This window comes from Polaromonas vacuolata (genome assembly GCF_012584515.1).
Lineage (GTDB): Bacteria > Pseudomonadota > Gammaproteobacteria > Burkholderiales > Burkholderiaceae_C > Polaromonas > Polaromonas vacuolata.
Genome location: NZ_CP051461.1, coordinates 3,067,119 through 3,088,537, shown reverse-complemented (window position 1 = coordinate 3,088,537; position 21,419 = coordinate 3,067,119). Strand labels below are relative to the sequence as shown.

21 protein-coding genes and 1 other RNA gene are annotated in these 21,419 nt (G+C 54.1%); 12 read left to right on the top strand and 10 right to left on the bottom strand.

Annotated features, from left to right (window positions below; all coding sequences use genetic code 11):
* The first annotated feature begins 31 nt into the window (after nt 1-31).
* The 7 genes from HC248_RS14080 to htpX all read left to right on the top strand — a co-directional run bounded on the left by HC248_RS14080 (nt 32) and on the right by htpX (nt 6,408).
* Nucleotides 32-922 (top strand): transporter substrate-binding domain-containing protein, encoded by an 891-nt coding sequence (locus tag HC248_RS14080; protein WP_168923023.1) that lies wholly within the window; start codon nt 32-34, stop codon nt 920-922.
* Nucleotides 923-1,069: 147 nt separating this feature from the next.
* A complete protein-coding gene (locus HC248_RS14075; RefSeq protein ID WP_168923022.1) occupies nt 1,070-1,792 on the top strand; it encodes an amino acid ABC transporter permease in 723 nt (240 codons plus the stop codon).
* Between the two features lies 1 nt (nt 1,793).
* Nucleotides 1,794-2,480, top strand: a complete 687-nt coding sequence (locus tag HC248_RS14070) for an amino acid ABC transporter permease (protein WP_168923021.1) — start codon at nt 1,794-1,796, stop codon at nt 2,478-2,480.
* A 71-nt stretch (nt 2,481-2,551) separates the two neighbouring features.
* On the top strand, nt 2,552-3,289 hold the full coding sequence (locus HC248_RS14065; protein ID WP_168923020.1) for an amino acid ABC transporter ATP-binding protein: 738 nt from the start codon (nt 2,552-2,554) through the stop codon (nt 3,287-3,289).
* Between the two features lie 166 nt (nt 3,290-3,455).
* Nucleotides 3,456-4,499 carry a dihydroorotase gene (pyrC, locus tag HC248_RS14060; protein ID WP_168923019.1) on the top strand — a complete coding sequence of 348 codons (1,044 nt, stop codon included), beginning with the start codon at nt 3,456-3,458 and terminating at the stop codon, nt 4,497-4,499.
* Complete coding sequence (locus HC248_RS14055; RefSeq protein WP_420371988.1) at nt 4,496-5,296, top strand: DUF3025 domain-containing protein; 801 nt, start codon at nt 4,496-4,498, stop codon at nt 5,294-5,296. The genes pyrC and HC248_RS14055 overlap by 4 nt, the downstream gene beginning before the upstream one ends.
* Nucleotides 5,297-5,523: 227 nt before the next feature.
* Entirely contained in the window at nt 5,524-6,408 is an 885-nt protein-coding gene (gene htpX, locus HC248_RS14050) for a protease HtpX (RefSeq protein WP_168923018.1), read from the top strand.
* 103 nt (nt 6,409-6,511) lie between these two features.
* Here the strand turns inward: htpX and HC248_RS14045 are convergent, their stop codons facing one another.
* The 6 genes from HC248_RS14045 to HC248_RS14020 all read right to left on the bottom strand — a co-directional run bounded on the left by HC248_RS14045 (nt 6,512) and on the right by HC248_RS14020 (nt 12,911).
* Entirely contained in the window at nt 6,512-7,789 is a 1,278-nt protein-coding gene (locus tag HC248_RS14045) for a TRAP transporter large permease (protein WP_168923017.1), read from the bottom strand.
* Nucleotides 7,786-8,280, bottom strand: a complete 495-nt coding sequence (locus tag HC248_RS14040) for a TRAP transporter small permease (protein WP_168923016.1) — start codon at nt 8,278-8,280, stop codon at nt 7,786-7,788. Before HC248_RS14040 ends, HC248_RS14045 begins: the two co-directional genes overlap by 4 nt.
* Nucleotides 8,281-8,371: 91 nt before the next feature.
* Nucleotides 8,372-9,343: a TRAP transporter substrate-binding protein gene (locus HC248_RS14035; protein WP_168923015.1), complete on the bottom strand. Its 972-nt coding sequence runs from the start codon at nt 9,341-9,343 to the stop codon at nt 8,372-8,374.
* A gap of 287 nt (nt 9,344-9,630) precedes the next feature.
* Nucleotides 9,631-10,611, bottom strand: coding sequence for a ProQ/FINO family protein (locus HC248_RS14030; protein ID WP_238342640.1), 981 nt, complete (start codon nt 10,609-10,611; stop codon nt 9,631-9,633).
* 48 nt (nt 10,612-10,659) lie between these two features.
* Entirely contained in the window at nt 10,660-11,280 is a 621-nt protein-coding gene (locus HC248_RS14025; protein WP_168923014.1) for a flavin reductase family protein, read from the bottom strand.
* A complete protein-coding gene (locus HC248_RS14020; RefSeq protein WP_168923013.1) occupies nt 11,277-12,911 on the bottom strand; it encodes an NAD(P)/FAD-dependent oxidoreductase in 1,635 nt (544 codons plus the stop codon). Before HC248_RS14020 ends, HC248_RS14025 begins: the two co-directional genes overlap by 4 nt.
* 153 nt (nt 12,912-13,064) lie before the next feature.
* On the opposite strand from HC248_RS14020, the gene rnpB reads away from it, so the two are divergent.
* Nucleotides 13,065-13,467: RNase P RNA component class A (gene rnpB / locus HC248_RS14015), an RNA gene on the top strand.
* A gap of 102 nt (nt 13,468-13,569) precedes the next feature.
* On the opposite strand, the gene HC248_RS14010 is transcribed toward rnpB, so the two are convergent.
* The 3 genes from HC248_RS14010 to HC248_RS14000 form a co-directional block, all read right to left on the bottom strand.
* Nucleotides 13,570-14,322: an amino acid ABC transporter permease gene (locus HC248_RS14010; RefSeq protein ID WP_168923012.1), complete on the bottom strand. Its 753-nt coding sequence runs from the start codon at nt 14,320-14,322 to the stop codon at nt 13,570-13,572.
* 12 nt (nt 14,323-14,334) lie between these two features.
* The gene (locus HC248_RS14005; protein WP_168923011.1) at nt 14,335-15,198 is read right to left on the bottom strand and encodes a basic amino acid ABC transporter substrate-binding protein; all 864 of its coding nucleotides are present in this window, start codon (nt 15,196-15,198) and stop codon (nt 14,335-14,337) included.
* 139 nt (nt 15,199-15,337) lie between these two features.
* A complete protein-coding gene (locus HC248_RS14000) occupies nt 15,338-17,017 on the bottom strand; it encodes an MBL fold metallo-hydrolase (RefSeq protein WP_168923010.1) in 1,680 nt (559 codons plus the stop codon).
* 26 nt (nt 17,018-17,043) lie between these two features.
* On the opposite strand from HC248_RS14000, the gene HC248_RS13995 reads away from it, so the two are divergent.
* Nucleotides 17,044-18,018: a tripartite tricarboxylate transporter substrate binding protein gene (locus HC248_RS13995; protein ID WP_168923009.1), complete on the top strand. Its 975-nt coding sequence runs from the start codon at nt 17,044-17,046 to the stop codon at nt 18,016-18,018.
* A 41-nt stretch (nt 18,019-18,059) separates the two neighbouring features.
* Here the strand turns inward: HC248_RS13995 and HC248_RS13990 are convergent, their stop codons facing one another.
* Nucleotides 18,060-18,602 carry a carboxymuconolactone decarboxylase family protein gene (locus tag HC248_RS13990; protein WP_168923008.1) on the bottom strand — a complete coding sequence of 181 codons (543 nt, stop codon included), beginning with the start codon at nt 18,600-18,602 and terminating at the stop codon, nt 18,060-18,062.
* Nucleotides 18,603-18,675: 73 nt separating this feature from the next.
* Between HC248_RS13990 and dapF the strand changes: the two genes are divergently transcribed.
* The 3 genes from dapF (at nt 18,676) to HC248_RS13975 (ending at nt 21,398) form a co-directional block, all read left to right on the top strand.
* The gene (gene dapF / locus HC248_RS13985) at nt 18,676-19,554 is read left to right on the top strand and encodes a diaminopimelate epimerase (RefSeq protein ID WP_168923007.1); all 879 of its coding nucleotides are present in this window, start codon (nt 18,676-18,678) and stop codon (nt 19,552-19,554) included.
* A 63-nt stretch (nt 19,555-19,617) separates the two neighbouring features.
* Nucleotides 19,618-20,304, top strand: coding sequence for a DUF484 family protein (locus HC248_RS13980; protein WP_168923006.1), 687 nt, complete (start codon nt 19,618-19,620; stop codon nt 20,302-20,304).
* Between the two features lie 8 nt (nt 20,305-20,312).
* Nucleotides 20,313-21,398: a tyrosine recombinase XerC gene (locus HC248_RS13975; RefSeq protein WP_168923005.1), complete on the top strand. Its 1,086-nt coding sequence runs from the start codon at nt 20,313-20,315 to the stop codon at nt 21,396-21,398.
* Nucleotides 21,399-21,419: the final 21 nt, after the last annotated feature.

Here is a 21,419-nt window from a genome sequence, read left to right as displayed (position 1 = left end):
ATTTTTTTTTAGTCCCCACACAGGAGCCACCATGAATTTCAAACTCATCGCTTTGTCGATAGCCTTGTTTGCCGCCGTAGGCGCACAGGCCGATACGCTGGCCAAAGTTAAGGCCTCCGGCATCATTACTATGGGTGTTCGCGACTCTTCAGGCGCACTGTCCTACACCTTGGGTGACGGCAAGTACACCGGCTACCACGTTGAAATTTGCCAGCGCATCATTGCAAACATTGAAAAAGCGGCTGAGCGCAAGCTCGAAATTAAATACCAACCCGTCACCTCGCAAAACCGTATTCCGTTGGTGCAAAACGGCACGGTTGATATTGAGTGCGGCTCCACCACCAACAACGCAGCACGTCAAAAAGACGTCGCTTTTGTTAACACCACTTTCGTTGAGGAAGTGCGTATTGCAGTCAAAGCCAACTCTGGCATTACCAATATTGAACAGCTCAATGGCAAGACCATAGCGACCACCACCGGTACTACCTCGGTGCAAACACTGCGTAAAAATAAGCGTGCGAATGGCGTGGACTTCAAAGAAGTTTTCGGCAAAGACCACTCGGACAGTTTCTTGCTGTTAGAGACCGATCGCGCTGATGCTTTCGTCATGGACGGCTCAATCTTGGCCGGCAACATTGCCAACGCTAAAAAGCCAGCTGACTTCAAAATCGTGGGTGACGTGCTCAGCACCGAGCCTATCGCCATCATGATCCGCAAGGACGATCCACTGTTAAAGCGTATCGCTGACGACACGGTCAATACATTGATCAAGTCTGGCGAAATGAACAAGCTCTGGACCAAGTGGTTCTTGCAGCCAATCCCACCCCGTAACACCATGGTTGGTCTGGCACTGAGCGCAAGCACCAAAGCTGCTTGGCAAGCGCCTAACGACAAGCCTATGGAAGCTTACGTGCAGAAGTAATTCGGCGCGTCATCTCTAACAAACCCCGTCCGGTTCATCTTGGCGGGGTTTGTTTTATCTGTCTATTTGCTTATCTTCCAATCTAGCCCACGCTCTGTGCGTTATGGGCAACAATAACAACATCTATAACCGTAAGCGGGAGTGACCATGAGCTGGGACTGGACTGTATTTTTAGCCGACGATGGCAGCGGGCGCACTTACCTTGAGTGGATGATTCACGCTTGGGGCTGGACCTTGGCTGTTGCCGGTGCCTCTTGGGTGGTGGCAATGGTTTTGGGTGCTTTGATTGGCACGGTGCGAACCTTGCCCAACAGCCCGGTGCTGGTGAAACTGGCCAATGCTTGGGTAGAGCTGTTTCGAAACATTCCGCTGTTGGTGCAGATTTTTATTTGGTATTTCGTTATACCCAAAATTTTCCCCTCCATGAAAGAGCTGTCTAGTTTTGTCTTGGTGGTTTTTGCGCTCGGTTTTTTCACCTCTGCGCGGATTGCCGAGCAGGTCAGAGCTGGCGTGCAGTCTTTGCCGCGTGGTCAACGCATGGCCGGTATGGCGCTGGGTTTGACGACGGCGCAGACTTATCGCTATGTGCTGCTGCCCATGGCGCTGCGCATCATCATGCCGCCGCTCACTAGCGAATCCATGAACTTACTGAAAAACTCTTCCGTGGCTTTTGCGGTCTCGATTGCCGAGCTCACTATGTTTGCCATGCAAGCGCAAGAAGAAACCTCGCGCGGCATAGAAATTTATATCGCTGTGACAGCTCTCTATGCCGTGTCTGCTTTTGCCGTCAATCGCATCATGGCATTGGTCGAGAAAAGCCTGCGCATACCCGGCTACGTAGTGGCTGGCTCTAACGGCGGAGGACATTGATATGTTCGGACTAGACCTGAGTTTTTTAAGCTGGGAAATCATCTCGAAGTTTGTTCTCCAAGGTTTTTACTTCAGCCTACAGCTGACCGTGATCGCCACGATTGGCGGCATAGTGCTGGGCACTTTACTGGCCTTGATGCGTCTGTCAGGCAAGGCCTTCTTGACCGTGCCGGCGACTATCTACGTCAACGGTATGCGTTCGGTGCCGCTGGTGATGGTGATTTTGTGGTTTTTTCTTTTGGTGCCAGCAGGCTTTTACAACATCATTCCTGGCGGCAGCAATCACCGCGCAGAGATCTCGGCCATCGTCACCTTTATCGCTTTTGAGGCGGCGTATTTCAGTGAGATCATGCGCGCCGGTATTCAGTCCATTTCGGGTGGTCAAGTCAACGCTGGTCGCGCGCTAGGTATGACTTACGCGCAGAACATGCGGCTGGTGATTTTGCCGCAGGCGTTTCGCAACATGGTGCCGATTTTGCTCACGCAAACCATCATTTTGTTTCAAGACACCTCCTTGGTTTATGCCATCGGTGCTTACGACATGCTCAAGGGTTTTAGCACCGCAGGCAAGATTTACGGCCGCCCCGAAGAGGCTTACCTGCTCGCTGCTGTGGTTTATTTTGTGATGTGTTTTAGTTTGTCTTGGGCGGTTAAACGCCTGCAAAACAAAATTGCCATCATCCGCTGAGCTAGTTTGAAGCTCTCTCATAGACAAGCCATAAACAAGCAATACAGACGAAAAGTACACTGGAGAATACGATGATTGAAATGAAGCAAGTGTCCAAATGGTACGGCGATGTGCAGGTTCTCAATGGCTGCACCACGAGTATTAAAAAAGGTGAAGTGGTGGTGGTTTGCGGCCCTTCTGGCTCGGGCAAGTCAACGCTGATTAAAACCATTAATGCACTCGAACCGTTTCAAAAAGGCGAGATATTTGTCGACGGTCAAGCCGTGCATGATCCCAAAACCGATTTGCCCAAGCTGCGCAGCCGCGTCGGCATGGTGTTTCAAAATTTCGAACTGTTTCCGCATTTGAGCGTGACTGAAAACCTGACGCTGGCTCAGCTCCGGGTCTTGGGTCGCAATAAAGATGAAGCCCGTACCCATGGCCTGAAGTACCTAGACCGCGTCGGTTTGATGGCGCACAAAGACAAGTTTCCTGGTCAACTCTCGGGCGGTCAACAGCAACGTGTTGCGATTGCGCGTGCGCTCAGCATGGACCCGATTGCTATGTTGTTCGACGAGCCAACTTCTGCGCTCGATCCTGAAATGGTCGGCGAAGTACTCGACTGCATGACCAGTTTGGCACAGGACGGCATGACCATGATGGTGGTGACGCACGAAATGGGTTTTGCGAAAAAAGTCGGCAGCCGAGTGATCTTTATGGACGTAGGCGGCAAAATTTTGGAAGACTGCTCAACCGAGGAGTTCTTCAGTCATCCTGAAAATCGCCAAGCCCGGACAAAAGAGTTTTTGAACAAAATACTCTCGCATTGATTTTTTGTGCTGACTGGCGCTGGGCCAAGCCTCACGTTGGCGCCGTTCTCAGTTGCCATAAAGTTCAAACCGCTTAGTCTACAAACCTAGTTGGGCGGCTGATCATTTCCCTGATATTGAGTTTGTGGTTTTAGATTTCAGGGCTAGCCAATGCGACAATCCGCGCATGCCAACCACAACCCCCCAGCAACTCACCATCACCCGCCCCGACGACTGGCACTTACATGTGCGCGACGGGGAGGCACTCAAGACTGTTGTGCCGCATACGGCGGCGCAATTCGGTCGCGCCATCATCATGCCGAATTTGCGCCCACCGGTCACCACCGCTGCGCAGGCCTTGGCTTACAAAGCACGGATACAGGCTGCAGTGCCTGAAGGTGTGTCTTTTGAGCCGCTGATGACGCTATATCTGACCGACAATCTGCCGCCTGATGAAATCGCGCGCGCCAAGGATGCCGGCGTTGTCGCCCTAAAGCTTTACCCAGCAGGCGCGACCACCAATAGCGACGCCGGTGTGACGGATTTACGTAAAACTTATAAGACCTTGGAGGCCATGCAGCGCCACGGCTTGCTGCTGCTACTGCACGGCGAAGTGACCTCGCCCGAGATCGATTTATTTGACCGCGAGGCGGTTTTTATTGACCAGCAGTTAATTCCGCTGCGGCGCGATTTTCCCGAACTCAAAATTGTCTTTGAGCACATCACTACGTTAGAGGCCGCGCAATATGTGCGCGACGCCGGCATTTATACAGCGGCCAGCATTACCGCGCACCACTTGCTCTACAACCGCAACGCGATTTTTACTGGCGGCATACGCCCTCACTATTACTGCCTGCCGGTGCTCAAACGTGAAAAGCACAGGCTAGCGTTGGTGGATGCAGCAACGCGTGATAACGCCCGCTTTTTCCTCGGCACCGACAGCGCGCCGCACCCGGCTCACCTCAAAGAACATGCGACAGGCTGCGCCGGTTGCTATACCGCGCATGCGGCCATGGAGCTATATGCCGAAGCATTTGATGCAGCGGGTGCGCTTGACCAATTAGAGGCTTTCGCAAGCTTTAACGGTGCCGACTTTTACGGCTTGCCGCGCAATCTTGGCAGCATTACATTGCGCCGAGAAAATTGGTTGCCGCCTACCAGCTTTGCGCTGGGCGAGGCAGAACTTAAACCACTGCGCTCAGGTGAGAGTTTGGGCTGGCGGTTGGTGTGAGTCTGCGCGGCATGTCGGCGATTTCGACTTCGGCACCGGCTTTAACATCTGATTCTTTTGCCAGCTCCATCAACACCGTCACAGATTGCATAGACTGGCAGCGGCCTTGGCTTGACCATCTGGCTGGTTTTAATCCTAGCCAAGCTGGACATTGTGCGAGTGTTGCCGACTTTTTAAATCAGGTCGGCTCTGCGCCAGTGCACTTTGTTCCGCAGACTGCGTTGCCCCAAGGCCAGGCCTATGAGCAGTTTATTTTTGCCACTGGCACTGTGCCGACGCGTGAGAATTTGCATGATTTTTTCAACGGGCTTTGCTGGCTAGCATTTCCTCAAACGAAGAAAAAACTCAACCAACTCCAAGCCGCAGAAATAGCTGCCTCTGGCGTGCAAAATCTGCGCGGTCCGGTGCGTGATGCATTGACAGTGTTAGATGAAAACGCGGCTTTTCTAAGCGCGCCAGCGCCGCTGTGGGACGCGCTTGAAGCGCGTGACTGGCAGCGCTTGTTCGTTGATCTGCGACCGCTTTGGGCGCAGGCTAAATTGGTGCTGTTTGGTCACGCCTTGCTAGAAAAACTAGTCATTCCGCGCAAGGCGATGACTGCCCATGTCTACCGGTTGCCGCTGGCGTTGGGCGATGTGTCTGAGTGGGATAAATGCGTGGCGGAGTCGCTGAGTGCTGAGCAGCTCAAAAGCAAACCTTTTTTGCCGCTGCCGGTGCTAGGCGTGCCACTTTGGTGGCAGGACAATGCTGACTTTTCCTTTTACGAAGATGCTCTGGTTTTTCGGCCGCGACGATAAATCGACAGGCCTAAAGCTGTGACTTAATAGTTCGCCCAGCCATTGCTTGCAAATTGCCTGCTGATTGAACGATAAAGTCCGAATATTTGAATACTGTCAAAAAGCTTTCAATTTTTTGTCTTGAATCTGAGCACTAAGGCCATACCTAATCATCGAGAATTTTTTTGTTAGCGGCCATCGGCTGTCTTCCATACACTTTGCTAACTGATCCCCCAACTGGAAAAAATATGAAACGCATTTTATTGTTTGTGATGACCAACCTTGCAGTGGTGCTGGTGCTGGGTGTTGTCGCTAGCTTGCTGGGCGTCAACCGTTTTCTAACGCCTAACGGCCTTAATTTGGGCATGCTGCTGGGCTTTGCTTTAGTCATAGGTTTTGGCGGCGCGATCATCTCGCTTTTGATCAGCAAACCGATTGCTAAATGGAGCGCCGGTGTGCACATCATCAAAGAAGCCCAAAACGCTGACGAGGCTTGGATTGTCGAGACCGTACGTAAGCTCTCTGTCGCTGCGAATATTGGCATGCCTGAAGTCGGTATTTTTGAGGGTGATCCAAATGCCTTTGCCACCGGCGCTTTCAAGAACTCAGCCTTGGTTGCCGTGTCTACCGGTTTGCTGCAAGGCATGACGCGCGACGAAATCGAGGCCGTCATTGGTCACGAAATCGCCCATATTGCTAACGGCGATATGGTCACCATGGCTTTGATACAAGGCGTCATGAACACCTTTGTGGTGTTTCTCAGCCGCGTGATTGCTTACGCGGTTGACAGCTTTTTCCGCAGAGGTAGCGACAACAATTCCGGCCCCGGCATGGCTTACTACATCAGCACCATAGTGCTGGACATTGCCTTGGGTTTTGCTGCCGCGATAGTGGTGGCGTGGTTTTCACGCCAGCGCGAATTCCGCGCCGATGCAGGCTCGGTGCGCCTACTAGGTCGCAAACAACCGATGGTTAATGCGTTAGCCCGTTTGGGCGGCATGGTGCCCGGCGAGTTGCCTAAAACCATTCAAGCCATGGGCATTGCTGGCGGTATTGGTAAATTGTTTTCTACCCATCCACCGATTGAAGAGCGTATTGCTGCTTTGCAAAACGCTCAGCCCGGCCAAGTTTAATCCCGTCAATAAAACATAAAAAAAGCCGCTGCAGTTTTTGCAGCGGCTTTTTTGTGGGCGCTAAAAATGAGTGCTAAGACTCATAAAGCGCTGCGATCCATCGCTATTTGGCATAAACCAGATCGCGCAGTCCCAGAGAGATGATGGGCACATAGGAGATGATCATTAGGCAAACTATTATCACCAGCACAAATGGGATTAAGTCCTTGATCATTCGGTCTAACGATATCTTTGCCACCGTACAGGCCGCAAATAGATTCACACCAAACGGCGGCGTGATCATGCCCAGTGCAAGGTTGACCACCATGATCATGCCAAAGTGCACAGGATCAATCCCAAAGTGCATGGCTACCGGTGCAAGAATGGGTGCCAACACAATAATCGCCGCACCGGTTTCTATGAACATACCAATCAAAAATAGCGTCGCATTAACACCGATCAAAAAGTAAAACGGCGATTGCAAAACATCTTGCAGCCACAGACCAATGGCTTCTGGCACGCCAGCGCGGGTGATCAAAAACGCAAATAAGCCTGCATTTGCAATGATGAACATGATCACGGCTGATGAGATGACCGATTTACGCAGAATGCGGTACAGATCAGGGAGCTTGATTTCGCGGTAAATCACAATACCAACGACCAAAGAATAAAACACCGCTACCGCTGCCGCTTCAGTCGGGGTGAATACACCGCCGTAAATGCCACCCAAAATAATCACTGGCATGAGCAGCGCCCAACCGGCTTTCCAAGTGGCTTGGCCCACGGAAAGACGACCATCACCATCGGTCTTACCCCAGCCTTTGATGCGGCAATAAATCCAGACAAACAGCATCAGGGCGCAACTGATCAAAATGCCCGGTCCAATACCGGCGACAAACAACTCGCCGATAGACACTTCAGCGCTCACGCCGTACAAAATCAGCGGAATCGATGGGGGAATGATCACGCCTAGCTCAGCACTGGTTGCCTGCAGCGATGCCGCCCAAGTCACTGGGTAGCCATGTTTAATCAGCGCCGGAATCAAGATGGCGCCAATCGCAAATGTGGTCGCCACTGAGGAGCCTGAGACGGATGCAAAAATCATGCAAGTCAACACGCAAGTCATGGGTAGACCACCCTGAACACCGCCGACCAAAGACTTGGCAAACTCCACCAAACGGCGAGAAATGCCACCCGACTCCATGATGTTGCCGGCCAGTATGAAGAACGGAATTGCGGCCAGTGGGAATTTGTTTATCGCATTAAACATCTCCTTGACCGAGATCAACATATTTATATTTTCGATTTGAATGCCCACAATCGAAGCCAGTCCTATGGAGACGGCGACTGAAACAGTCAGGGCAAAGCACAGCATCATGGTGCTTAACATCACAGCGCTCATATCGCGGTCTCCAATTCAAGGCGCTGGGGGTCCAGCAGGTTGGCAAAGATGCTGATCAAGCTAAATATGCCGCCGACTGGCATGGCTAAGTAGGCCCAAAACATGGAAATACTTTCCAGCCCCGCCATAGTCTGCACGCGGCCGCGCAAGGCATAGTCCCAGCCCCACCAGACGATGACGCACATCAAAGCAGCAGCTGCCAAGCACACGACCCACTCTAGGAAACGACGCATGCGCGGCGGACTCCAGCGGTAAAGCACATCTACCGAGACCATGGCGCCTTGGCGAAAGGCGATTGGGACAGCCATAAAGACCATCCAGATCAGGCTAAAACGGGTCAAGACCTCAGTCCAATCGATAGGCATTTCAAGAACAAATCGGGTGATGATTTGCAGCATGCCCAAACACGCCGCCACCATCATCATTGCGCAAGCGATGAGCAAGGCAATCTGGCTGGTCCAGCGTTCTAAGCGGAGAAAATTTTCTTTCATCGCAGTCATGGCCTGAAAAAAGTGATTGACAAAAAGAAACACCCGAAAGCTTTAAAGCTTCGGGTGTTAAGGGCTGCTAAAACAACAGGAATTACTTGTAGTTGCGGATTTTGTCCATGTTGGCTTTGCCGAATTGCTTCTCAAAATCAGCATACACAGGTGCCAACTTGGCCACGAACTTAGACTTGTCTATGTTCTCTGTCACTTCAACGCCTTTGCCGCGCAGGTAAGTCACGCCCATGGCGTCATCTGCATCAACCCGGGCCCGATTGGCGACGACGGAAACTTTGGCCGCTTCCACAAACACTTTTTGATCAGCGGTGGGCATCTTGTCGAACATTTGCTTATTCATCAAAAAGATGGCGGGCGAATAAACGTGGCCAGTGAGGGAGACGAATTTTTGTACTTGGTCAAGTTTTGCCGCCATGATGACTGACAGTGGATTTTCCTGACCATCAACCGTGCCTTGCTGCAAGGCAGTGAATACTTCGGCCATGGCCATAGGTGTTGTGACAATGCCCAAGCCTTTGTAGGCTGCCACGTGCACTGGATTTTCCATGGTGCGAAGTTTCAGGCCTTTGAGATCATCCGGACCATTCACAGTGTGCTTGCTGTTGGTCATATTGCGCATGCCGTTTTCGCCCCAAGCCAAGGCTTTGAAACCCTTGGAGTCGAACTTGGCCAACAGGTCTTGACCGATAGGGCCATCGAGCACCGCGCGGGCATGTGCTTTGTCGCGAAACAAAAACGGAATATCTAAAATCTTGGTTTCGGGCACGAAGTTCGGCACTGGGCCAGATGAGGTGAAGGTCAGGGCCTGCGTGCCTAGTTGTACTGACTCAATCGATTCGCGCTCGCTGCCTAGTGAGGCGTTATAGAAAGTCTCAATTTTGTAACGGCCATTAGTTTTTGCAGCAACTTCTTTCGCAAAAGTATCAATCGCAATACCTTGGTGCGAGTTCTGAGCGATAGAAATATTGATCTTCATGATGGTCTGAGCAGACGCAGCGCCGGCTAAACCCATGGCAAAAAACAGGCCGACAGCTAATTTATTCAATTTCATAAGAGGCTTCCTCAGTTTGTAATGCTTGTAATCGATCAGAACGATAATTTGTCATACAACTTATTGTGGGCCAATTGAAAGCTTGCTTGCATCGGGATATTCCCTAACGCATCCGTTCAAAATTTGAAGACGTGTGCTGATAATCGAGCGCAGTTCTCTCTCACCTTCAGAGTTTCAGGCTTTGTTTGCGTTGAATCAGTCGCGTCAAGCGAGCAAAAAAAAAGCCCCGCATGGCGGGGCTTTTGTCAAAGTATCAGGCTGTGCTGGCCTGCGCTTTAACGCTGACTTTATTTGTCCAGATCTGGCTCAGCTGATTGTGCTGTTGGTTCGGCCGCTGCTTGTGTCGTTGGCTTGGCTACCGCTATTGATTCCGCAGCAATTGGCGCTGGCTGCATCATTGCCAGAACGCGGCTGACTTCGGCCGGGTTCATGCCGTACATAGAGGCAAATTCAGCCACGCTGTGACCACTGGCTTCGAAGGTGCGTACCAGCGCTTCGCGGCGAGCCGCTTGCATGCGAAGTTCTGCAAAAGCATCGTCGAGCAGTGCGTTTTGGCTCTCGTTCTGAACTCTGACGCGGTCCATATAGTCTTCCCGACTTAGACCGGATGCTTCTATCGCGTGGATTAAACGCAGCGTGAGCTTTGGTTTTAAGTCCTCGCGGGAGCGCGCTTGACGGCGCCGGAATAACTCGATGATGGCGTGATGCACATGCTCGGGTGAGACGGCTTCGACTGGCTGGCCGTCTAGGTCGTGACGTGGATGGCCATCGGCTACGCATTCGAGATATCGCGTTGAGCGCGCATGCTGGCCCATGGCGAGTTTTAGTTCATCGCGCTTGAAGTCGTCAGGATGGCGTGCCAGCAATTCTTGGTAAACACCCAGTTTGAGCGGCAAGAATTGCGCGCCAAATAATCCTGGATAGAGTTCAAACAAGCGCTCAAGTGCAGGGCTGGCCTGGCGCTTGAGCGCATGCGGCTGGCGCGCTGCGGCTGGCGGCTGGCGCTGACCGGCCGCTTGATTATTGTTTTGAGCACGGCTTTGATCATCATTTCGTCCGCCACCACTGTTGGGTCGGCGGCGACCGCGGCCGCGCGATGGCTGCTGCCCAGGCTCGCTGACTTGGTCGCTGTGCTGCGGCTCTTGGCTTTGTTCTTGCTGTTCTGACGCCGGTTGCGCCGCTGGATTGACCGCGTGCATGGTGTTTTCAGCGCTGCTTTTGTCGCCCGTTACGTGGGTTGTACGGTTGTCTTGAGTAGTGTCTGTCATCGTCTCTATCGAAGTGAAGTTGTCCGGGCTGAAAAAAACCTGCCGCTATTATCGCGGCCTGAGCATGGTGAATAAATTTTCTGGTGTGACGGTAAAGTAGTCTCCTGGACCGCCGCCGCGCAGCACATGTTGCGCCGAGGCCGTATCGTAGACGCCATTTTTTAGTAACGCACGCTGTATGTGCACGCCAACGACTTCGCCCAGCACCAGCCAGCTTGGTACGGCTAGGCCGTTGGCACTTTGGAGTTGCACGATTTGGCTCACGCGGCACTCGAAAGCGACTTGGCTGAGAGCGACTCTGGGTGGTTTGACGCAGATTGAGGCGGCGGTTTCAAGGCCGGCTAGTTCAAATTCGTTAATTTCTGGCGGCACTGCTGCGCAAGATAGGTTCATTTTCTCGGCTAGCGGCACGGTGACCAAATTCCAGACGAATTCTCCGGTTTCTTGAACATTGCGCAGACTGTCTTTTGCGCCAACGCTGCAAAAACCAATGATGGGCGGGGTGTAGTTAAAGGCGTTGAAAAAACTATATGGCGCTAAGTTGAGTTGGCCTTGCGCATTTTGGGTTGAGATCCAGCCAATCGGGCGTGGTCCGACGATGGCGTTAAACGGATCGTGCGGCAGACCATGGCCTTGTGCTGGCTGGTAAAAATGCATTGAATCGTTCATGCGACTGCCTTTGTGTGAGTGATGCTGCGGGCCACGGCTTCGGCCACTTCTATACCGTCTACGCCGGCTGAGAGTATGCCGCCCGCGTAGGATGCGCCTTCGCCAGCCGGGTATAGACCGATGACGTTTAGGCTTTGAAAATTCTCGCCACGGGTAATTTTTAGCGGTGAAGAGGTGCGCGTTTCGACACCGGTTAACACCGCGTCATGCATGTCAAAGCCGCGAATTTTTTTGCCAAATACCGGCAGCGCCTCGCGCATGGCTTGTATCGCGTAGCTTGGTAGGGCGCTGGATAAATCGGTCAGCTTGACGCCGGGTTTATAAGACGGCTCGACACTGCCTAATTCGGTCGAGGGCCGACGGTTGATAAAGTCACCCACCAATTGCGCAGGCGCTGCGTAATTGCTGCCGCCCAGCACAAAGGCGTGGGATTCGAGTTGGCGTTGAAACTCAATACCCGCCAGTGGCCCGCCGGGATAGTCCGCTGGTGTGATGCCCACGACTATGCCGGCATTGGCGTTGCGCTCATTGCGTGAATACTGACTCATGCCGTTGGTCACCACGCGGTTGGGCTCAGATGTTGCTGCCACCACTGTGCCGCCTGGGCACATGCAAAAGCTGTAGACCGAGCGGCCGTTGTCAGCATGGTGAACCAACTTGTAGTCGGCAGCGCCTAGCAGTGGATGGCCGGCATGCTGACCGAGCCGTGCGCTGTCTATCAGGCCTTGTGGGTGCTCTATGCGAAAACCTATCGAGAAGGGCTTGGCCTCCATGAACACGCCGCGCGCATGCAGCATGGCAACGGTGTCGCGTGAGCTGTGGCCAAGGGCTAGCACGACATGGTCGGCGCGCAAGTCGTAGCTGCTGTTGTCGGCTAGGTTTTGTACTGTCAGGCCGCGAATTTGGCCGGCTTCAATTTGTACATCGCTGACGCGTTGTTCAAAACGCACCTCGCCGCCTAGCGCGATGATTTGTTCGCGCATATGCTCCACAACTTTGACCAGTTTGAAAGTGCCTATATGGGGTTTGCTGACCAATAAAATTTCGGCCGGCGCGCCAGCTTTGACGAATTCGTGCATCACCTTGCGGCCTAGATGGCGCGGGTCTTTGATCTGGCTCCAGAGCTTGCCGTCAGAAAAAGTGCCGGCGCCGCCTTCGCCAAACTGCACGTTGGATTCGGGATGCAAAATATTTTTGCGCCACAGCCCCCAAGTGTCCTTGGTGCGTTCGCGCACTTTTTTGCCGCGCTCCAGCACGATAGGACAAAAGCCCATTTGTGCCAGCAGCAGCGCTGCAAAAATACCGCAAGGACCAAAGCCAACAACGACGGGTCGCAGCGCTGGGGCGGCGTTGAGTTGGGCGACCGGGTAGTAGTCTTGGTCGGGCGTGATGCGGATGTGGGGGTGGCCTTCAAACTGCTGCAGTAGTTGGGCTTGGCGCTCGTTAGAGGCTAGGCATACATCGGCGATGTAGACCAGTAGCAAGTTTTGCTTACGCGCGTCGTAGCTGCGCTTGTAGATGGTGTGGCTAAAAATGTCTGTTGGGTCTAAAGCCAGGGTCTGGGCAATTAGCTGGGGCAGGGCGTCAGGCCCGTGGTCTAAAGAGAGCTTGAGCTCGTTTATGCGAATCATTGGCGAGGAACTTTCGTGGATCTGTTTTTCGGATCGAGCGTGTATTTTAAGCCGTCTGATCACCCGGTTTGCGCGCCTCGCTTGGCGAGGTTTGTAAGTGTCTTGGTATTCGGCTCAGAAAGGGCTCAAAAAGCGCGGATAATCCTGACCTGTGAAGCACGCCAGACCGCCGCTGGTGCTAGCCGCAAGGCCGAGACTTCGGGAAACCGGGGTAACGGGTCGAAAGACCGCACTGGAGGAACGTCCGGACTGCATAGGACAGCATAGGAGGTAACCCCTCTCCACCGTGAGGTGAGGATTAGAGCAACAGAGACGAGTCGGCCCCGGGGCAACCCAGGGTCGGGTGAAACGGGCAATCTCTATGCGCAGCAATACCAAGTAGGCCAGCGCGCAGCAATGCATTTTGTGGTCCGCAAGAATCGCTGGCGGGTAGGTAGCACCGAGCCGGGTGGGCGACCCCCGGCCCAGATTAATGGCGGTCACACCGGGCTGTTTTTGTAACTTGTTACACGAACAGCTTGGCGCACAGAATCCGGCTTATCGGCGAGCTTCACACTTATTTCAAACCGGCTTGGAGTGCTTGGCTTAGCACTCCAATTCGTCATGGACGCACTTGCAAGCACGGTTATATCCGTGCCTTGTTCCGTGCCTTGCAGAACTAGCGCCCACGCAAATGGCTAGGCGTTTCAAACCGACTTGCCAGCACGGTCAGTGACAGGGTAAGCACCAAATACACCACCGAGATGGCCAGATAAGGCTCCCAGTAACGCGAATAAGCGCCGGCTACTGTGCGTGCCGCCAGCGCCAGCTCGGCCAGTCCGATGGCTGACACCAAAGACGAATCCTTAATTAAAGTCACGCCTTCGTTAACCAAGGCCGGCACCATGCGCCTGAAGGCTTGCGGTAAAACTACATGCCGCATGGCTTGCACATGCGTCAGTCCCACGCTGTAAGCGGCTTGGGTCTGGCCGTTGTGAATGCTTTGAATACCGGCGCGAAATATTTCTGAGATGTAAGCGCCGGCGTTGAGTGTCAAAGCCAATGCGCCTGAGAAGAAAGCACCATTGTTTTGGCGAAACTCTCGTGCCGCTTCGCCGCTGAGCAGTAGCCCGGTGTCCGGATGAACCAGCAGTGGCATGAGCGCAAAGTGCACCAGCAGTATCTGCACAAACAGTGGTGTGCCGCGAAAAAATGTAACGTATAGAGTGGTCAGTGCGCGCAGCAAGCGCAGGCCAATTTGCCAAGCCAAATGGCGCGGCTTGGGCGCTTCGCGTGAGCTGCTAACCAGTCCAAAAAAGATTCCCAACACCAGACCCGCGCTGATGGAAACCAAGGCCAACTTGAGTGTCATGAACAGGCCACTGACGAACAGCGGCATGTAATCGACCAGAATATCCCAGCGCAAATCCATAAATTTTCTAGCTTACTTGGCTGCTGAGGCCGCTGCCGACGCGGCTGCTGCCGGTGCAACTGTTTCTGCGCCGAAATAGCTGGTGTAGATTTTTGCGTAGCTGCCGTCGGCCTTAATGCCGGCCAGACCTTGGTTCAGTTTTGCTAGCAATTCGGTATTGCCTTTTTTGACCGCAATACCGTATTGCTCAGCGGCAAAGCTGTTGTCGGCCACGGTGCGAAATTTCGCGCCTGCGTTGTTGTTGACGTAGTGAACCACTACGCCGTTGTCGGCCACGACGGCGTCTACGCCGCCAGCTTCTAGCTCTTTTAGCGCCAGTGGTGTGGATTCAAAACGCTTGATGTTGGTACTGGTTTTTCCTTGCAGCTTGCTGATGGCTTCGTCGCCGGTAGTGCCGTTTTGAACGCCAACTTTGAGGGTTTTAAGGTCTGTGAATTTGCTGATTTCAGTTGCGCCGCGTATGGCGATCAATTGGCGTGCATCAAAGTAGGGGGCTGAAAAGTCCATGCTTTCGCGTCGCTCTGTGGTGATGGTGACGGCAGAAACCAGTAAGTCGCGGTCGCCTTGGTTTAATGCGTTAAATATGCCTTCCCAAGGTGTGTTGACAAAACGTACCTGAATCCCAGCCTTAGCGGCCACAGCCTTGACCACATCTATGTCAAAGCCAACAATTTCGCCGCTGGCGTTTTGTGACTCAAACGGTGCGTAAGCTGCATCTGTACCAACCACATAGACCCGGCTTTCTACTGGCGCGGTGACACTTGCTGCCACCGGCGCTTCGGTTTTGCCGCAGGCGCCAAGCATCAGGCCCAGAACCAAACCCAAACCCAGACGGGAAGACGTGTTGAGAAAGTGGCGTGTGGAAAGTGTTGACATGTAGGCCTTGAAAAAAAGGGGGGAAGGGCAATAGACAGGTTGGCAGAAAAAAAACGCAGGGGCCGCGTTCGTTTGGCGCTTATCGAGTGACTGCGGTATGTAGCGCTGAAGTGCTAATCGCAGACTTTTTTCAGGCATATCAGGTTTGACAGGCCTTTTTTGTCTCTAAAAAGTATAAACCGTTTATCCGGTCCACATGTGCTTGCAGAGAACGCTTAGCCACTGGCCAGATGCGCTCGGGCACATCGTCATAAGCCAGCGCTACCCAGTCGTCCAGTGATCCCTCGGGCTGAGCTTGCATTACTGCGAGGATTTTGGCCTCGCGTTGAAGGCGGTGCGCTTTGAGTTTTGCGATGACTTTTGTCGCTTCGGCCAGCACGTGGCCGTGTGCTGGCAGTATGAATTCAATGCGGTGTTGCTCGCAGGCTGCACCCAAGCGATCCAGCGAATCCAGATAGGCATTCATTTCACCGTCTGGCGGATTAATCACCGTGGTGCTGCCGTTAAGAATGTGGTCGCCGCTAAACAGCAAGCCATCTTCTAGCAGCAGCAGGCATAAATGGTTGGCCGCGTGGCCGGGGGTGTAGATCACTTGCAGGCTGTGGCAAAACGGGTCTGTGTTTTTGGGACCGCACAGCGTCAGTATTTCGGCGTCTGCTAGTGTTCGATCCGGCGTGAACTGGCTGTCGGCGCGCGCCGTGTCGGTTGACGGCAATCCTAATATCGGCACCGGTGTTTGGCTTTTTGCTTGAGCCAGTGCTTGCAGCGGCCGCGCACCGGGCGAGTGGTCGGGGTGAGAGTGGGTGCAGATAATCATGCGAATATCGCCGCCGGCTGCCGCATACAGGCGCTGCAAGTGATCCATGTCGGCAGGACCCGGGTCAATCGCGATAAAGCCGGTGCTGCTGTCTCCCACCAAATAACTGTTGGTGCCCGGCCCGGTCATAAAGCCGGGGTTGGGCGCTGTCAGGCGCATTAGGTTTTTGAGCAGCGGCACGGCTTGCTGGCTCTGCCAGTCCAGCGTATGCAACATTTGGCCATCGGGGCAGGTCAGCATTAATTCGCCGTAAGCACTGTCGTGCTCCATAAAGCGCTCTTGCTGGCCTTTTAGCCAGCCGCCGCGTGGGCATGAATTCCAGAGCGGCTGCTCGCTGGCGCAAGCGGCTAATACCTGATCGACTGTGCTGTAGGTCTGTAACCATTCGAGTGTGCGCAGCGTCGGAAAAATCATCATGAAGCTGCCGGCTGCATGTCTAGTCAGGGCTTGGCTAGCGCTGACCCAGACGGGCTCGAACTGCTCGGATTCGTCGGCAACCGGCTCTTGTCCTTCTGGCATGCGGGCGACTAAAAACGGCACATCAAAGCGGCGGGGGTTATCTAAGTTGGTGACCCAGTGGGCCAGCACAAACACATCTTGCCCGGCCAGTGTCAGGCCGCGCTGACTGCATTGTTCAGCAAACGGCGCTTTGCGGTCCATGGCGGCGATGTCTGCGCTACTGGCGTGACTGCCGTCTGGGCGGTGCGCCAGCAGTACACCTAACTCTTCAAAGCTTTCCCGGATGGCTGCAATCGCTTGGGTCAGGCGAAGATCGCTTTGGCTGGCGCGGCGCGTGGATTGACTGTGCGCCAGCGCGTCGGCGGGGTCTATCCCACCGCCGGGAAAGACAAAGGCGTTGGGCACAAAGCTGGCCGTGGCAGAGCGCCGGGTCATCAATACTTGTAAGCCTTGTTCGCTGTCGCGCAACAGTAAAACGGTGGCTGCCGGGCGCAATGCGGCGGGTTCACGCTGGGGGTAAAGTAATTGAGTATTTCTAACCATTAAACAATTACATCATGGAGACTGGGATGCTGAATTTACGACGCGGATTGTTGGCTTTATTTGCATTGTCTTTAACTACTTTTGCGACCGCCCAAAGCGGTCCAGCCTGGCCAACCAAGGGGCCGATACGGCTGATCGCTGTGTTCCCGCCAGGTGGCTCGGTCGATCAAGTGGCGCGGATTTTGTCCCAGCCCTTGGCCTTGGCGTTGGGCCAAGCGGTGATTGTTGAGAACCGCGGTGGTGCGGCTGGCTCAATCGGTACGGCCGCAGTGGCGGCGTCGCCAGCCGATGGCTACACCTTTGCCGTGGTGTTTGATACCCACGGTGTAAATCCTAGTTTGTTGCCCAATTTGCCTTACGACACGCGCAAAGACTTGGTGCCGATTACTTTGGTGGGTACGGGCGCCATGGTGTTGGCCACTGCTGTCGGTTCTGAGTACAAGACTTTTGCCGATGTGTTGGCCGCGGCCAAGGCTAAAAAGAATGTCAGCTACGGCAGTATTGGTTCGGGCAGCTTGGGTCATCTGGCCATGGAATTGCTGGGGAAAAGCGCCGCCTTAGATTGGCAGCATGTGCCTTACAAAGGCGGTGGCCCGTTGATGACGGATGCGATTGCCGGCCATGTGCCGCTGTCTATCGGTTCGGTGTTCTTGACTAAGCCGCATATTGACAGTGGTCGCTTGCGGCCGCTGGCGGTCACCACTAGCAAGCGCTCGCCGGATTTGCCGAATGTGCCGACTGTCGCCGAGAGCGGTTTTGCTGGCTTTGATGCGCCCGCTTGGTGGGCCGTGTTAGCGCCCGCCAAAACACCGCCGGCTGTCATGCAGCGCATGAACACAGAGATCAATAAAATTTTAAAAAATCCTGAGATTGCCAAAAAACTTACCGCCCAAGGTATTGGCATTGTGGGTGGTTCCTCAGATTCAGCGCAGCTGTTTATCAATAAGCAAATTGATGTTTGGGCCAAAGTCGTCAAGGACAACAACATCAAAGCCGATTAACAACTTAGTAAAAGAAGCAGGCTTTGCAGCCTGCTTTTTTTTTACTGCTCGGGTGTCACGCCCAAAGCCACTAAAAAGCGCGCCACCATGTTGTAAGTGGCAATTGCACTGGTGAGCTCGACGATTTGCGTGGTGTCAAAGTGCTGCCTAAGCGCCTCGAAAACCGCGTCACTGACCTTTACGTCTAGCGTCATTTGCGCTGCATATTCAACCACTAGTTTTTCAACTTCACCTAAACTGCTGACCGTTACATTGCGCGGTGAGCGGCCCAGCACAGCGCCTAGCTCGTCAAGCTCTAGCTGCGTGCCGCCAGCGGTTAAAAAGTCTGGTGCGTGGTGTTTGTATTCGTAATGCGCGCCGGTCAGCAAGGCGACTGTGCAAATTCCGAGTTCGCGCAGCTTGGGGCTAGTGGGCAGTTCGCTGCGTACGGCTTTGAGATAAACGTTCCAGCCGCGTGCCAAGGGTTCGCTCCACAGCAAAGCGCGGTCTAGGTTAATTAGCTCGCCGCCGCGCCTAGCCAAGATGGCGTTAACCAGTTCTTTGGGTTGTTCTTTGAGCGCGGGAGTCCAGTCAGGAATACGCATATTTTTCAAGCCTCGGGTTAGTTGTTGTACCAAGCTAGCTAGAGTAGCGCTATCCGGGCGGGATAATAGGTTTATGCGAATCAAGTTTACAAAAATGCAAGGTGCCGGCAATGACTTTGTCATGCTCGACGAAACTCGTGGTCAATATGGCTTGTCCAGCGCTCAATATCGCTTTCTAGCTGATAGACACTTTGGTGTCGGTGCTGACCAAATATTGTCGGTGCGGCCCTCGCCTAGCCCCGGCATAGACTTTGAATATGTGATTCATAACTGCGATGGCGGTGAGGTCGAGCAGTGCGGCAATGGTGCGCGCTGCTTTGTGCGCTTTGTACGCGAGCAAGGGTTAACTAATAAGTTACTAGTGCGTGTAAAGACTTTAAGCGGCGTGATAGAGCCTTGTATGCAACCAGACGGCCGTGTGACGGTGAACATGGGCGCGCCAGTCTTCGAGCTGGCGCAGCTGCCGTTTGATGGCAGTGGCTTGTCGCCCATGCTGGTGGGCCAGTGGGAGCAGTGGCCGCTGGCGCTCGAAGGCCGCGAATCTGAGGCTGCCATGGCGGTCGCGCTGGTTTCAATGGGTAATCCGCATGCGGTGCAAGTGGTTGCTGACGTGGACAGCGCAGCCGTGGCCGGCAGCGGACCCTTGATCGAAAACCACCCGCGCTTTGCACGCCGTGTGAATGCCGGTTATATGCAAATTGTCTCGCCTAGCCAGATCCGTTTGCGAGTTTATGAGCGCGGCGCCGGTGAGACGCTGGCCTGTGGCACAGGCGCCTGCGCCGCTGTCGTGGCGGGTATACGCTTGGGTTTGCTCGAGCCACAAGTCGATGTGCAAATGCGCGGCGGTGAGTTGACGGTGGCGTGGAGTGGCCAAGCCAATGCGCCAGTTCTGCTCACTGGCCCGGCGACCACCGTGTTCGAGTCCGAGATCGACGTGCCGGATGATCTTTAGTCGGCACTAGTCGCCACTATTCGCCAGTTTTTCAAAACTACTTAAATTAGTGACAATGACTTCATGAATCCAATTAATAACGCCATCACCGAAGACGACATTGCCAGCTTTTTGGTCAACACGCCGGATTTTTTTGAGCGCCATGCCGCGCTGCTTGCCAATGTCCAGCTCTCCAGTGGCCACGGCAATCGGGCGATTAGCCTGCAGGAGCGTCAAGCCTTGTTGCTGCGCGACAAGATCAAAGCACTCGAAGCGAAAATGGTGGAGATGATTCGTAACGGTCAAGAGAACGTCACGATTGCCGCCAAACTGCAGAGCTGCACGCGCCACTTGCTTCTCACCGCCCATGCTTACGATTTGCCGGCCACGATAGTGGCGGAGATTAAATCTGTTTTCGACGTTCCGCAGGCGGCCATTAAAGTTTGGGGTGTTAACGACGACCAGCTCGATCAAGACTTTTATGCTGGGGTTAGCGCTGATGCGCGAGCTTTTGCCTCTTCTTTAAGTACGCCTTATTGCGGTTTAAATGTTGACTTCGAGGCCGCCGCTTGGCTGCCCGAGCCAGCATTAGCTCAATCGGTGGCGTTGATTCCGCTGCGCGCTGCCACTGGCCTTGATGCCTTTGGTATGTTGGTACTGGCATCACCAGATGTGGCGCGCTTTCATAGCGAAATGGCGACTGACTTTTTGGCTCAGATTGGCGACTTGTCCGGCGCCGCGCTAACCCGCCTGTTGTCGGTGCGCGTTTAACTTTCACTATGCAAGGTCCTCGGCCCAATCGTTACGCGCCTCCTAACCCTCTCCCTGTTGCCGCTGTGTTGGTGCCGCCGGGTCAGGGTCATGCGTTGGTCGAGCGCTATCTTGAACACGTTAGGGTAGAAAAACGTCTGGCCCAGCGGACTGTCGAGCTGTATTGCCTAGACTTAGAAAAACTTGAAAACTACGTTTTGCTCGCTGGCCTGGAGTTGACGGCGGTGCAAGGCAGTCATGTGCGGCGCTGGGTCGGGCAAATGCATTCAGGCGGACGCAGCGCGCGCGGCATTGCGCTGATTCTCTCGGGTTGGCGCGGCTTTTATCGCTGGTTAGGCCGTGAAGGCATGATTGCGAGTAATCCGGTGCAGGATGTGCGGGCGCCCAGAGCGGCCAGACCGCTGCCTAAAGCACTGGGCGTGGATGAGGCGGTGCAATTGGCTAATTTTGCCGCCCCGTTAGAAATAGATTCTCAAAGCCCATTCTTAGAAGCGCGCGACCGCTGCATTACCGAGCTGTTGTACGGCTGTGGTTTTCGCATCGGCGAGTTGGTTGGTTTAGATATTCAGGCCAGCGCCAAGTCGCGTGGCTGGATTGATCTGGATGATGCCCAAGCCTTTGTGTTGGGCAAGGGCGAGAAGCGTCGCAGCGTACCCGTGGGCGGACCCGCGCTGCTGGCGCTCAAGTCTTGGTTGGCGCTGCGCCCGGGTTGGGCTGGGCTTGATGCGGCTTTGTTTATCAACGCCAGTGGCGGTCGACTAACGCCTCAACATATTCGCGTACGCCTCAAGCAGCGATCGCGACTGGCGGGGCTGGCAACACCGGTTCATCCGCATATGTTGCGTCACTCTTTTGCCAGCCATTTGTTGCAATCCAGCGGGGACTTGCGTGCGGTGCAAGAGCTGCTAGGACACGCCAGCATCACCACGACTCAAAGCTATACCCGGCTCGATTTTCAGCATCTGGCGAAAATCTACGATGCGGCCCATCCGCGGGCTACTAAAGCTGCCGCGCCAGTCCTTCGGACTGCACCCGAGACGCAAAACAATCTAGGCCAGCGAAAAGACCCGCTCGCCAAGCCGGAAGACAACTGATTGTTTTAAGACGCTTTGACG

Bases quoted from the DNA above. Each gene is read 5' to 3' on its own strand.
- HC248_RS14020 (WP_168923013.1), bottom strand. From the start codon at position 12,911: ATGATTCGCATAAACGAGCTCAAGCTCTCTTTAGACCACGGGCCTGAC.
- HC248_RS13995 (WP_168923009.1), top strand. From the start codon at position 17,044: ATGCTGAATTTACGACGCGGATTGTTGGCTTTATTTGCATTGTCTTTA.
- HC248_RS14035 (WP_168923015.1), bottom strand. From the start codon at position 9,343: ATGAAATTGAATAAATTAGCTGTCGGCCTGTTTTTTGCCATGGGTTTA.
- HC248_RS14045 (WP_168923017.1), bottom strand. From the start codon at position 7,789: ATGAGCGCTGTGATGTTAAGCACCATGATGCTGTGCTTTGCCCTGACT.
- HC248_RS14005 (WP_168923011.1), bottom strand. From the start codon at position 15,198: ATGTCAACACTTTCCACACGCCACTTTCTCAACACGTCTTCCCGTCTG.
- HC248_RS14025 (WP_168923014.1), bottom strand. From the start codon at position 11,280: ATGAACGATTCAATGCATTTTTACCAGCCAGCACAAGGCCATGGTCTG.
- HC248_RS14070 (WP_168923021.1), top strand. From the start codon at position 1,794: ATGTTCGGACTAGACCTGAGTTTTTTAAGCTGGGAAATCATCTCGAAG.
- HC248_RS14010 (WP_168923012.1), bottom strand. From the start codon at position 14,322: ATGGATTTGCGCTGGGATATTCTGGTCGATTACATGCCGCTGTTCGTC.
- pyrC (WP_168923019.1), top strand. From the start codon at position 3,456: ATGCCAACCACAACCCCCCAGCAACTCACCATCACCCGCCCCGACGAC.
- HC248_RS14080 (WP_168923023.1), top strand. From the start codon at position 32: ATGAATTTCAAACTCATCGCTTTGTCGATAGCCTTGTTTGCCGCCGTA.
- HC248_RS14065 (WP_168923020.1), top strand. From the start codon at position 2,552: ATGATTGAAATGAAGCAAGTGTCCAAATGGTACGGCGATGTGCAGGTT.
- HC248_RS13990 (WP_168923008.1), bottom strand. From the start codon at position 18,602: ATGCGTATTCCTGACTGGACTCCCGCGCTCAAAGAACAACCCAAAGAA.
- HC248_RS13975 (WP_168923005.1), top strand. From the start codon at position 20,313: ATGCAAGGTCCTCGGCCCAATCGTTACGCGCCTCCTAACCCTCTCCCT.
- HC248_RS14040 (WP_168923016.1), bottom strand. From the start codon at position 8,280: ATGAAAGAAAATTTTCTCCGCTTAGAACGCTGGACCAGCCAGATTGCC.
- HC248_RS14030 (WP_238342640.1), bottom strand. From the start codon at position 10,611: ATGACAGACACTACTCAAGACAACCGTACAACCCACGTAACGGGCGAC.
- HC248_RS14000 (WP_168923010.1), bottom strand. From the start codon at position 17,017: ATGGTTAGAAATACTCAATTACTTTACCCCCAGCGTGAACCCGCCGCA.
- dapF (WP_168923007.1), top strand. From the start codon at position 18,676: ATGCGAATCAAGTTTACAAAAATGCAAGGTGCCGGCAATGACTTTGTC.
- HC248_RS14075 (WP_168923022.1), top strand. From the start codon at position 1,070: ATGAGCTGGGACTGGACTGTATTTTTAGCCGACGATGGCAGCGGGCGC.
- htpX (WP_168923018.1), top strand. From the start codon at position 5,524: ATGAAACGCATTTTATTGTTTGTGATGACCAACCTTGCAGTGGTGCTG.
- HC248_RS13980 (WP_168923006.1), top strand. From the start codon at position 19,618: ATGAATCCAATTAATAACGCCATCACCGAAGACGACATTGCCAGCTTT.